Source organism: Streptomyces sp. AC602_WCS936, assembly GCF_019049125.1.
Taxonomy (GTDB): Bacteria; Actinomycetota; Actinomycetes; order Streptomycetales; family Streptomycetaceae; genus Streptomyces.
In genome coordinates, this window is record NZ_JAGMUF010000041.1 from 1 (window position 1) to 11169 (window position 11169).

Sequence of the window (11169 nt, forward strand, 5' to 3'; positions counted from 1 at the left end):
AAACTCGTACGGCGGGTTCGGAGGGGGGCCGTGCGAAAAAGGGCCTGCTCATGGCAGGTGCCTCGTCGCGCGGCCTACCCAACCAACCGCTTGAAGCAGTGGCGCGGTATCGCCACCCGCTACGAGAAGACCGCGACCATCTACCTGGCCGGGCTCCACATCTCGGGCATCTTCCTCTGGTCCGCCCGGTGATCCAAACGAAGCCGCCTAGCGCCAGAGGCAGTCCGTTCCGGTCGGTGATCAGGTGGATTTCCGATCCTGGCTTGCCGCGATCGGTCGGATTCGGTCCCGTGAGCAACTCCCTTTTTGCGGCTCTGATGCTTACGGAGTCGATGGCGCAGCGGGACCAGTCCAGCGCACCGAGCGCGCCGAGTTCGTCGAGGATGGCGCGGTGCAGCCTGATGTGGCCACGAAGATGATCGCTGCCAGGCACTCGCGGTCACCGGCCCGTCGTCGTCCGCCGCCTTGCGGGCGTATGACATCAGTCGGCGGGACCACCCGCCGAAACAGCAACCACAACTCGTCCGGCACCAACCGCTCGACCAGATCCGTCATGCGCGGCTCAACGAGCGTTTTGCGGACAAAACCGTGCGCCTCGACCACCTCACGTGCGCCGAGCGCGTCCAGCACGGGCAGCAGGGACGGGAGCAGCGACTCTCCGATGTGGTAGCGCGGGAACCGATCCCGTTCCAGCACCCGCACCTGGTGGCCCTGGCGGGCCAGGAGAGTCGCGGCGGTCGCGCCCGCCGGGCCGCCTCCGACCACCAGGACGTCGGTCTCTTCGCGCATGCCGGGCTCCTCAACCGCCGACGAACACCGTTTGCCCACCACAGCCGAGCACTGTCTGACACAGTGTCATCACTATGAGCAGTGAACCTCACGGTGAGTCAGCCCCGACAGATACTCTCGCGCCAGTCCGCCCCCTCGGATCAGGCCACGCTCAGGTCCCGCTGACCGTGGGCGTCGAGGAAGAGCTCCTCCTGATCGATCCGGCCATGCGCACCCTCAGTCCCCAGGGGCCCCAGCTGGTGGGCGAGGCGGCCGGCGAACTCGGTGACCGGGCAGGCACCGAGCTGACCCGCTACCAGGTCGAGCTGCACACCGACCCGCACACCTGTATGAAGGAAGCTGCCGGCCAGATCCGTTCCACGAGAGCGGCGGCCGCCCGCGCCGCTGCCCGCCTCGGCCTGCGCATCGCCTCCACCGGCACCCCTGTACTCGGCCAGACGGTCCCTGTCCCGATCACCCCAGGCGCCCGCTACGCACACAGCGCGGCCCACTTCCGCGCCCTGGACGACGAGCAGACCGCGTGCGCCTGCCACATCCACGTCGGCCTGCCCGAGCCCCGCGACGCCGTGCACGTCAGCAACCACCTGCGCCCGTGGCTGCCGACCCTGACCGCGTTGAGCGCGAACTCCCCGTTCCGGGACGGCCGGGACACCGGCTACGCAAGTTGGCGCACCACCACCTGGGGGCGCTGGCCCGTCGCCGGCCCGCCCCCCTACTTCGAATCCCCCGCCCACTTCGACGACCTCGTCGGCACTCTCATCGAGACTGAGGCGCTCATCGACCGCGGCGGCCTGTACTGGGACATCCGCCCCTCCCACCACCTTCCCACCATCGAAGTCCGCGTCGCCGACGCTGCCCTGAGCCCCGACGACACCCTGATGGTCGCCGCCATCGTCCGTGCCCTGACCGCCACCGCCCTCACCGCCGTCCACGCCAAGGAACCAGCCCCACGCCCGGAACCGGAAATCCTGCGCGCAGCCTGCTGGCGCTCGGCCCGCGACGGACTGGTCGGCCACGGCATCGACCCACTCACCGGCCGCCTGACAGCCCAGACCACGCTGGTCGAACACCTGCTGCACACCATCACGCCGGCACTGCGGCACCACGACGACCTCGATCTGGTGCACGAGCAGTGGCAGCGCCTGCGCACCGAAGGAACCGGCGCAGACCGCCAACGCGCCGCCTACCGCCAACGCTCCAGTACGCACGACGTCGTCGACTACCTCATCTCCGCCACCTGCCCCCCGTAAGAAATACGAATACTCGTTGCGGCGGCAGAGACCGGGGCCGGACGGGTCACCATTTCGCGACCTCGCCCACGGCCCAAGGAGCTGCTTCAGCGGCGTCGCGGGTGCCGGGCCGGGTTGCCGGTTCATACACCTTGGGTCGGGTGGCCGGTGCGGCGATCAGCGCCTGGACCCGCTGGGCGAAGCCGTGACCGGGAACGGGGAACTCGGCGTCGGATTCGCGGAGGTAGCCGGCGGCAATCGCGTCCGGGAGGTAGGCCATGAGCCGGAGAACCGCGGCCGGCCTGGAGCGGACGGTGTCCGCGGAGAGATGGCGCAGGACTCGAAGGACGGTGATGGTGGAGGCTCTGGTGACTGGGTGGCTGGCGGGGTGCCAGCGGCCGGCGCAGTACGGCGCGGGGCCGTCGTCTTGATCGGAGGCTGGTGACCCGGGGCGGAGGTTGGACATCGTCGGTCTGGTCGTGCCACCAGTCGGCTGCGTCGCTTTCCCCTGGGCGAGGTGAAGGAGATAGAGGCAGTAGGCGGCGGCTTGTCCGGCGCCGGCGGCGTACTGGCACCAGAACCGTGCTCCCTCATCGGTGTCCGACAGATGCAGGTCGCGGGCAAGGGCGAGGGCGCTGCGGGGCTCGGGGACCTGATCGGTGAGGAAGGCGGCGACGGCGGTGGGCGGGGTGTGAGTGAGAAGGGTTGCGCACAGGGCGCGCAGGTCTTCGGCCGCCTCGTTGAGTGAGCCGGGCTGGGCAGCTGCGGGCGCGGGTGTTGCGCGACGGGGAGCGGCTTCGCGGGGGAATGGTGCGGTTGCGGACGAGAAGGGCTCTGGAGAGGCGTTCTTCGATGTGGCTCACGAGGTGATCCCTTCGTGCTGGGCGGGGGGACGACGCTGTCCAGGAAGCGGGGGGCGTGGCGTTCGTCGGAGCGGGCGGTGGCCAGGGAGGTACCCGAGAGGGCCGAGGCGGCCTCGTGGGTGAAGCCGCACAGGCGACGCAGGACGATGACGTCGAGCTGGCGGTCGGGCAGGCGACTGATCGCGGTGAAAAGCTTGAGCGTTTCGGTGAGCTGGTTTGCGTAGTCGGCCAGTTCGGTCCGGTTCTGCAGGGCGACGGTGTCAGAAGCGGCGTCACCGAGTTCGGGGCGCCCGTCGCGGTGGGGAGCACGTGCCATGACAGTGGCACGCAGGACGTTCCAGGCGTAGCGGCGGGTCTCGTGGCTGGCGAGGGCTTGATTCCAGGACAGCCAGAGGCGGTCGAGGGTGTCGGAGACGGCGTTGTCGCGCTGGTCGTCGTCGACGAAGGCCTGGGCGTAGAGCGCGTAGTCGTTCTCCCCGAGTTCGCGGAAGGCGCGTTCCACGAGCTCGTAAAGGGGGGTTGCAGAAGGCCGTGAACTGGGCATGCGCTAGAGCAGTTCGTCGGGATGGGAGGCGATTCGAGCGGTCCGCCGTGCCACATCGAAGGACAGAGACCACCCACCCGGACCACCGGGAATATCGGTCCCGATAGTTAACTCGCTCATTCCAGTCGGTGCGAGGGCACGAGGTGCGGCAGGCCTGATGGGACTGGACTCCTTGAAGGACCCAATCCCTGCTCGGGGTGCCACCAGACCAGTTCGACGGATGTCCCCACCCATTCCGGGCCTGTCCTGGGACAGGACACCAACGGCGAGGGAACGCCTGGTAGCCCCTCATGGTTCGGGTGGTGTGTAGTTGCACATGCCGTAGCGGCATGTGGTGTCGTCGAGGGCACCACAGCACGAAAGGCCTGTCTGCGATGTACCCCTCCGCCACGCCTCCCCGCGAGGTCAAGATCGGCGATGCCGCCGCCTTCGCCGGCACCACCCCGCGCGCCATTCGCCACTACCACCAGATCGGTCTGCTTCCGGAGCCCGAGCGAGGCGGAGACGGACGCCGCCGCTACGGCTACGACGACATGATCCGCCTGCTGTGGATCCGCAAGATGTCCGAGGCCGGCATCAGCCTGGACGACATGCGGGCCGCCTTCGACGAAGCCCGGGACGTTGAGGACGTCCTGGGCCGGCTGGAAGAGAACCTGGCCGCCCAGGAGGCAGACATCAAGCGTCAGCGCGCAGCAGTCCAGCGCCTGCGGGTCGTGGGCAGCCCACTGGGCCTGCTCTCCCCGTTGGTCACGGACCGGCTCAGCCACCTGCCCTCTGGCGCTCTGCGCCCCTCCGACCTGGACGCCCTGCTGGTCACGGAACGGATCTTCGGGCCGCTGGGAGCCGCGATTCAGGCCAGCGCGTTCATCACCCTGGCGACCCATCCCCACCTACGGGCCGAGGCAGACCGCCTCGACGCGGCCGACGCCGCCCTCGACGACACCGTCGACCCCCACGACCCGCGGGTCGAGGAACTCGCCGCCCAGCACTGCGCCCACCACAAGGCCCTGCTCCAGGCCATTGAAGCGGCCGGACTCGACGTGGCCGAGGAGAAGCTCTTCGAGACCTACGACGCCGAGGCGAGCGGCGAGGAGGACGCCCAGATGAGTGCCTTCGAAGCGGTAACCAAGATGCCCTATGACTTCTCCGCGGCCCGGACGCGGTGCATGGAACTCACGGCACGGCTCCTTGACGCGGACCTCTCCGCAGGCAGCTGATCGCCGGTATGGCCGTGCGTGAGGATCGCGGGATCCCGGATTGGCCACAAGACACGCAGCCGGCGTCTCGACGTCCCCACAGGGCCCGCACACTCCACGAGCGGGAAACCCGAGTGTTTCACCCGGTTCACGTGTCCCTCGGCGACCCCGGAGCGACCTCGTCACACAGGCCCCCCATGGCAACATCGATCATCGGGTGATCCGAACGGGTCAACCTGGCGGAGCCGCGATCGGCCGTCAACAACGTCATGTCCCGCAACATCTAGCCGCCGGAACCCCGCGAGTCCGCGGGCCGTCCCGGGGGCGGGTGGCGAGAGGGCCCCCGGGCGGGCAGGAAGGCGTCAGCCCGTGTGTACCTTCAGGGCGGTTCGGACGGCCGACTCGAGGGCGCCCTCGATCCAGGCGGGCTTGATCGAGGTGTGGTCGCCCGCGAAATGCAGAGGCCCTTCGGACGTGGGGATGTCCGGGAACAGCTCCGTGTGCTGGCCGGGGAAGAGCACGGACGCCTCACCGTAGGCGTAGTGGTCGCGCATCCACGACTGCGTCTGGCACTTGGTGGTGAAGAAGACCTCGCACCGGCGGCCGAAGACGGCCTGCACTCCCGCGAGGGCGCGCAGACAGCGCTCTTCGTCGGCGTAGGCGTCCCACTTGAGGGCGTCGTCCGACCAGCTGTAGGAGGCCAGCACGATGCCGCCGTCGCTGCCTTCCATGGGCTGGGCGTGCTCGAAGTACATGAAGCGGTTGGCGTTGTCGCTGACGGATCCGCCACCGCGGACGTGCGCGGCCTCGACCTCACCCTCCCCGGCGGGCCGGAAGGCGGCGAAGCAGTGCTTGTAGGCGTCGGGGACCGTCACGCCCAGGGCCTTCACGGACTTGTGCGCGCCGAGGTACCTGGCGTCCGTGACCTTGCCCGCCCGGTACTTCTCGTACAGGCCGTCCTCGATGGTGTCCAGGGCCTGCTTCCACTGCTCCTCGGTCAGCTCCCACCAGCGCCGGGAGAATTCCAGCAGCACCTTGGTCGCCGCGTCGTAGTGCAGCTCCGTGACGGCCCGGCGCTTGCCGTACGACAGCGGGGGATCGAAGGCGACGTGCCGCAGTCCGGAGAAGGGAACGGTGACGATCGCCTCGTCCCCCTCGAAGACCTCTGTGGTGCCTCCCTTGCCCGTCTGGCAGTCCTCCGAGACGGTGTGCACCCGTACCTTGCCGCCGGTGCGCTCGATGCGAACGGCGCGACGGTCTAGCCGGACCTTTCCCTTCACCGGCGCGTACATCGCGTCGGCGAGCAGCGCGGTACCGCCCTTGATCTCCCAGAACTTGGTCCTGGGGTCGATGAGTGCGCTGGACAGGAAGCTGTGGAGGAAGGAGAGGTGCAGCCGCGAGGTCAGGTTCTGGATGGTTCCGACCAGGTCGATGGTCCGCGTGTCGAGCCCGGCGGCTTCTGTGAGGTAGCGGTACATGGACCAGTGTCCGTACTTCTTGAGGACCTCGGTCCACCCGTCGACAAGTGCCTTTCCCTCCTTGCCGCGGATGAGCAGGTGCGCGGGTTCGAGGGCGCCGGCGAGGATGGCGGCCGCGGTCTTCTTGCGGTTGGCGCCAGTGACTCCGAAGGTGTCGTTGATCCGTTCCGGGTTCTTCTCGTAGTCGGCCCGGCGCTCGTGGACGCCGTTGACGTGGATCCAGGTGCGGTTGGTCTTCTTCGCCGGGTCGTCGGGGTCGACGTCGACCAGGTAGAACTCCTGGCGGGGAAGGTCGAACTTCTTGAGCAGGGCCATGAGGAGCGGATGGCTCTCCGGCAGCCGCATGGCTCCGCCCTCGGCGTACTGCCGGGGGTCGGCGAAGGGCTGCCTGCCCTTCTCGTGACCGCCCTTGCGGAAGGTCTTGATGCGGCCGCCGACCCGGTTGCCGTTGGCCTCGATCACGACGACGTCGTGGCCCGCCCGGTTGAGCAGGGCCGCGGCGAGCAGTCCGGCCGGGCCGGCCCCGACGATCAGGACCCGCTTGGTGGCCTTCCCCCGGCGGGCGGGCAGGCCGTCGTTGACCGCCTTCACGTAGGCCGGGACCAAAGGCTTGTCGTGTTCGTCGTGGACGACGACCGCACGGGCTACCGTCCGGTACGCATCGGGGTCGGTGCCGGGCGGCGCCGCGGCCGGCGTGACCGCGGGCGCGGTCGCGGGGCTGAGCGCGGTAGCGGGGGTCGCGGAGGCGGCGGTGAGCCCGACGGCGAGCGCGGAGGCTCCGGTCGCCGTGACCACGGAGCGCCGCGAGGGCATGGTCCAGCGGGGTGCCGGTGGCTGGGGCGCTGCCCGGTCAGCACCGGGAGCGGGCTGCTCCTCCCCTGCCGCACGGGACTGCGTGCCGACCGACGTGCTGGTGCCTGAGGTGTGCGCGTTCTGAGTGTTCATCGCGTCCCACCCTTGATGTCGGAGCGCCGCGGTCGCGGTACCCTCACACGGACGGGACGCGTAAACCACTCGATGCGGTCCACGGGACGTACCGGGGTTCACCCGGGCGCCGTCGTCAACCCGCCCGCGCCTCACGGAGGGGGCAGGCCTCGCGAACCCGCGGATGCCGGTCAGTGCTGGTGTTCGCCGGGCCGGCCGGCCTGTCGGCCCTTCTCGACGACCACGAACTGGCCCATCATTCCCTGGTCCTCGTGATAGAGCAGGTGGCAGTGGTGCATGTACGGCGTGTCCGGGTCAGCCGGGCCGTCGAAGCGCATGGCCAGTTTCATCGTGGTGCCGTTCGGCACGAAGACCGTGTCCTTGGGGCCGCGCAGCGCGGCCGGCGGCGCCCCGCCGTTCACCTCCAGCACGCGGAACTGGACGTCGTGAACGTGGAAGTTGTGCGGCATGCCGTTCGTGTTGCCCACGGTCCAGGTCTCGGTCGTCCCGCGGGTGACGGTCTCGTCCACCCGGTCCATGGCCATGGCACGGCCGTTGATCCCGGAGCGCTTGAGGTCGAAGTGGCGGGGCTTCACGGCCTCGGTGCCGTCCGGCACCTCCAGTGCCCAGCTCGGCTGGCGTCTTCGGCGAGGTGCGCAGGCTGTCGGCGGCGCGCAGTTGCAGTACGTCGAAGGAGTCGTCGCCGCCGTTGAACCGCTTCTGCCAAGCATCGCCGTCGTCCTGGGGGTAGTTGCGCAGGACGGTCCGCTCGCCGGGGAATCCGACGTTCTGCATCATGCCGCAACCGTGGTCGAAGGCGGCCCCGTGTGCCGCCATCTAGCGCCTGTGTCTGAGCCGTCCATGACTCGGAGGGCGCCGTCGGCTCAGCGGACCACGTTGGCAAGCCACTCGTTGAGCGGGTCATGGACCGGATCACCGGCACGACCGTCTGGGCGCCGGAGCTGGACCGCTGTCCGCCTCGTAGGGGCGTTGTCACAGGCAGCGGTTACCTTGCAGCTCAGCACACAACCAAGGCAAGTTGCAGGGACGGGAGCGGCACAATGGTCGTCGAGGTGGAGTACGCGCAGGCGTGGGATCTGGAGGCTTGTGCGCCCTGGCGGCCGCTGTCCGCCCAGGACGCCCGGTCGCGGGACGCCGCCGGGCTTCCGTACGTGGTGGTGTACCGGGAGCCGGGCCGGGAGGCTCCGCTGGAAGTCCGGCTCGTCTCCTGGCGGGACCACTACGTCGGGTTGTGGGTCTACGACGCCCAGGGCCGCCGCACCCACGACCTGGACATGCGGTTGCTGGACAACCCGTCGAGGCTGCTGCGCCGGTACTCCGTCGGCTGGTACTACACAGGCCCGGAGATGGCGGAGTTCGACAAGGCCTGCCCACGCATCACCGTGGATCTCTTCCCGGACGGGAGGGGCCGACGGGTGGAGGAGCGGCAGGGGCAGGTCGGAGGCTCCTACGTCACCTCGCCCGGACTCCGGGACGACGAGCGCTGGATGGACCGCCCCGCCTTCGGGGAGTGGCCGCTGCTCTCGGCCCAGGTACACGGGCTCATTGAGCCGCCGGCCTTCGAGGCGGCTGAGGTGGCCGAGGGAGCCGAGCCAGGTGACGGAGACGCCCCCGCCACCTGCTGGCGTCCGCCGCGCCCCGCGCAGCCCGGTCCGATCAACGAGTTGTTCCGGCCCGGGGCGCGCGTGACCGACGGCTACCACCCCGAGATGACCGTCGTGGAGCCGCACCGGGTCGGCACCCTGCGCGTACCCAGCGGGCTGCTGGCCGTCTCCGGCCCGGACATCGACCACGGCGACGGGCCGCACATCACGGTCCCCGTCCCGCCCGGGGAGTACGTACTCGATGAGGCACGGGTCCGCTTCAGCTACCACTGCGAGTGGCGGGACGCCGAGGTCACGACCACGGAACCCACGGCCGTCCGCGTGCTCGTCAGCGAGACCCCCGCCGCAACGTGGGAGATGGCCCTCGGTCCGGACGACGATCACCGGCTGTTCATCGAAAATCAGATAGCCGGCTTCGACACCGACGGCGCCACCGGTTGCTTCGCCGACGCCGGCGCCTGGGAGCCGCTCATCGCGCTTTTCGAACGGGGGCTGATCCAGGGGGAGCCGGACCTGGGCGGGTACGAGGACATCGACGACGGCTCCATGTTCATGCAGCGCACCCGGGACGAGGCTTCCGGCGGCGAGCTCCGAGCCTTCGCGACGACCGCGGACGGCACCTTCCCGGTGTGGGTCGGCCGTTCCGAGACAGGCGAGGTGATCGGCGCCGTGGTGCTGGTGGACGGGATGCCCGAGCTGCTCCCGGAGCGGAATGGAAACCCCGCCAACGCGGTCGTGTAGGCAGGCCGAGAGCATGGGGGCTTGTCAAGGTGATTCCCCGGCGATGGGTGGTCGAGCGGGCCTTCGGCTGGCTCATGCATCACCGCCGGCCGGCCCGCGACTACGAAACCCACGCCCGCTGGTCCGAAGCCATGATCCGCATTGCGATGATCGACCTCATGAGCCGACGGCTGACCAGTGAGCTCCTTTCGTCCTCAGTCTGCTGCATGCTTCATCCCGAACCTACGCCTCCTGGGCAAACTCCATCGAAGCGCACCTCGGGCCGCTGAGGCAGTTCACCATCGCCAACTCCAACGACCCCAACCACACCGTGCAGACCAGAGCCCTGCACGCCTACCTGCCTCAACCCGCCGTCGTTCAGGCCCGGGTGTAGCCGCCGTCGGCGAAGAGTTCGGCGCCGGTGACGAACGACGAGGCGTCCGAAGCCAGGAAGAGGGCGGCTTCGGCGATTTCTGCGGCGTCGGCCAGCCGCCCCAGTGGCACGGTGGCCTCGGCGAACTGGTCGGCGGCCGGACCTGCGGCGTCCAGCAGGCCAGGGGTCCGCGTGGGACCCGGGCTGAGCACGTTGACCCGGAACCGGCGCTCCCGCGACTGCCGGGCCCAGTTGTGCACGAGGTTGCTGACCGCCGCCTTCGAGGCGCTGTAGACCTCGAGCTGCTCGTTGCCGAGACCACGCGCATTCGACGAACACCGAGTACTGGAGCGGGCCCGGGAGCAGTTCTGGGCGACCGGCTACGCGGGAACCCGGATGGACGACATCGCCCAAGCAACCGGCCTGGGCAAGGGCAGCCTGTACGGCGCGTTCGGTGACAAGGGCCAGCTGTTCCACCGCGTGTTCGGCGACTGGTGCACCGCGGTCGTCGAGGTGGCCGAAGGAGAGCTGACTGGTGGCCCGGATGCGGAGGCCTTGACCCGGCTGTCGGCATACGTACGCCTCATGGCAGAGAACACCGTCTCCGACACCGAGCGCCGTGGGTGCCTGTTGGCCAAGGGCGCGGCGGAACTGGCCCAGCACGATGCGACAGTCGCCGGGCGGTCGGCCGAGACCATGACGGCGTTGCTGACCCTCCTGCGGACGGAGATCAGCGCCGCCCAGCGCCACGGCGACATCGACAGGGCCGCGGATCCGGAGCGGTTGGCGGCACTGCTGCTCACGGTGGTCCGCGGCATCGAGGCGGTGGGCAAGGCCGGCCTGGACCCGGAGACGCTGCGGAACATCGCGGACACCGCACTGACGGTCCTGCCGATGCCCGAGGGTCGGAATCGCTCCGCGCCCCGGCGCAGTCCGGCCCACGAGAACTGAGCCGGTGCCATCACTGCGACGGGATCACGTCCCAGTCCTGAAGCTGTTCCGCCGCCCGAGCTTGCTCCAACCAGTCCACAGGGCGATTATCGCCTGTCGCCCCACCGGACAGCGCCTTCCAAGTGACCGCTGATGAGCGTCGCCGCCCACGGCGACCAGAGCTCTCGCCCGGTCCAGAGACGCCTCATTGCCGCTGTCACCGCGTGGGGTGGGACAGCTCAGCAGGCCGTCGAAGTCGATCAACGCGTCGAGTCGTTCTGTGAGCGAGTGTCAGGTGACCGAGCACCTGATGGTTCGCCGGGCCCGAGCAGTCGGCACCGAGCACCAGTCCTTGCACCGGTGAACGAGAGAAGGCCGAGTAGTCCTCGTCCTCCGCAGGCCTAGGTGTACTGCCCAGCCAGGTTGGTCGAGTTTGTGCGACGACACGGTCTGAACTTGTAGGACGGCGAAGGCCTCCGGTTGTGGAGTGGAGCTGTC

At 69.3% G+C, this 11169-nt stretch carries 10 protein-coding genes and 5 pseudogenes; 7 read left to right on the plus strand and 8 right to left on the minus strand.

Annotation, left to right across the window (positions count from 1 at the left end):
• Positions 1-84: 84 nt before the first annotated feature.
• Positions 85-192: pseudogene (locus KUM03_RS39220) on the plus strand (IS5/IS1182 family transposase); the annotation flags it as partial.
• 13 nt (positions 193-205) lie between these two features.
• On the opposite strand, the pseudogene KUM03_RS15945 reads toward KUM03_RS39220, so the two are convergent.
• Together KUM03_RS15945 and KUM03_RS15950 are read right to left on the minus strand one after the other, a co-directional pair.
• Positions 206-555, minus strand: a pseudogene (locus KUM03_RS15945) (IS5/IS1182 family transposase); the annotation flags it as partial.
• Positions 556-588: 33 nt separating this feature from the next.
• A pseudogene (locus KUM03_RS15950) lies at positions 589-789 on the minus strand (FAD-dependent oxidoreductase); the annotation flags it as partial.
• Positions 790-956: 167 nt separating this feature from the next.
• Here KUM03_RS15950 and KUM03_RS15955 point away from each other — a divergent pair.
• Complete coding sequence (locus KUM03_RS15955; RefSeq protein ID WP_308406327.1) at positions 957-2039, plus strand: glutamate--cysteine ligase; 1083 nt, start codon at positions 957-959, stop codon at positions 2037-2039.
• Between the two features lie 46 nt (positions 2040-2085).
• Here KUM03_RS15955 and KUM03_RS15960 read toward each other — a convergent pair whose 3' ends face one another.
• Together KUM03_RS15960 and KUM03_RS39225 are read right to left on the minus strand one after the other, a co-directional pair.
• Positions 2086-2298, minus strand: coding sequence for a hypothetical protein (locus KUM03_RS15960; RefSeq protein ID WP_217249110.1), 213 nt, complete (start codon positions 2296-2298; stop codon positions 2086-2088).
• Positions 2196-3053: a hypothetical protein gene (locus KUM03_RS39225; protein ID WP_374225320.1), complete on the minus strand. Its 858-nt coding sequence runs from the start codon at positions 3051-3053 to the stop codon at positions 2196-2198. Before KUM03_RS39225 ends, KUM03_RS15960 begins: the two co-directional genes overlap by 103 nt.
• Between KUM03_RS39225 and KUM03_RS15970 the strand changes: the two genes are divergently transcribed.
• Positions 2937-3416: a hypothetical protein gene (locus KUM03_RS15970; RefSeq protein ID WP_217249114.1), complete on the plus strand. Its 480-nt coding sequence runs from the start codon at positions 2937-2939 to the stop codon at positions 3414-3416. The genes KUM03_RS39225 and KUM03_RS15970 overlap by 117 nt on opposite strands.
• Positions 3417-3799: 383 nt before the next feature.
• Positions 3800-4642, plus strand: a complete 843-nt coding sequence (locus KUM03_RS15975; RefSeq protein WP_217249116.1) for a MerR family transcriptional regulator — start codon at positions 3800-3802, stop codon at positions 4640-4642.
• 341 nt (positions 4643-4983) lie between these two features.
• Here KUM03_RS15975 and KUM03_RS15980 read toward each other — a convergent pair whose 3' ends face one another.
• A complete protein-coding gene (locus KUM03_RS15980) occupies positions 4984-7044 on the minus strand; it encodes an FAD-dependent oxidoreductase (protein ID WP_217249117.1) in 2061 nt (686 codons plus the stop codon).
• Positions 7045-7214: 170 nt separating this feature from the next.
• On the minus strand, positions 7215-7640 hold the full coding sequence (locus tag KUM03_RS38325; protein WP_308406328.1) for a multicopper oxidase domain-containing protein: 426 nt from the start codon (positions 7638-7640) through the stop codon (positions 7215-7217).
• 444 nt (positions 7641-8084) lie between these two features.
• On the opposite strand from KUM03_RS38325, the gene KUM03_RS15990 reads away from it, so the two are divergent.
• The gene (locus KUM03_RS15990) at positions 8085-9389 is read left to right on the plus strand and encodes a DUF4241 domain-containing protein (RefSeq protein ID WP_217249118.1); all 1305 of its coding nucleotides are present in this window, start codon (positions 8085-8087) and stop codon (positions 9387-9389) included.
• Between the two features lie 29 nt (positions 9390-9418).
• Positions 9419-9571, plus strand: a pseudogene (locus KUM03_RS39230) (IS5/IS1182 family transposase); the annotation flags it as partial.
• A 175-nt stretch (positions 9572-9746) separates the two neighbouring features.
• Here the strand turns inward: KUM03_RS39230 and KUM03_RS16000 are convergent.
• Positions 9747-10052 (minus strand): annotated as a pseudogene (locus KUM03_RS16000) (SDR family oxidoreductase); the annotation flags it as partial.
• On the opposite strand from KUM03_RS16000, the gene KUM03_RS16005 reads away from it, so the two are divergent.
• Positions 10051-10692 carry a TetR/AcrR family transcriptional regulator gene (locus KUM03_RS16005; protein ID WP_217249120.1) on the plus strand — a complete coding sequence of 214 codons (642 nt, stop codon included), beginning with the start codon at positions 10051-10053 and terminating at the stop codon, positions 10690-10692. The pseudogene KUM03_RS16000 and the gene KUM03_RS16005 overlap by 2 nt on opposite strands.
• Before the next feature lie 196 nt (positions 10693-10888).
• On the opposite strand, the gene KUM03_RS39235 is transcribed toward KUM03_RS16005, so the two are convergent.
• The gene (locus tag KUM03_RS39235; protein WP_374225321.1) at positions 10889-11089 is read right to left on the minus strand and encodes a DUF6368 family protein; all 201 of its coding nucleotides are present in this window, start codon (positions 11087-11089) and stop codon (positions 10889-10891) included.
• Positions 11090-11169 lie beyond the last annotated feature (80 nt).

Bases quoted from the DNA above. Each gene is read 5' to 3' on its own strand.
- KUM03_RS15975 (WP_217249116.1), top strand. From the start codon at position 3,800: ATGTACCCCTCCGCCACGCCTCCCCGCGAGGTCAAGATCGGCGATGCC.
- KUM03_RS15980 (WP_217249117.1), bottom strand. From the start codon at position 7,044: ATGAACACTCAGAACGCGCACACCTCAGGCACCAGCACGTCGGTCGGC.
- KUM03_RS15990 (WP_217249118.1), top strand. From the start codon at position 8,085: ATGGTCGTCGAGGTGGAGTACGCGCAGGCGTGGGATCTGGAGGCTTGT.
- KUM03_RS15960 (WP_217249110.1), bottom strand. From the start codon at position 2,298: ATGGCCTACCTCCCGGACGCGATTGCCGCCGGCTACCTCCGCGAATCC.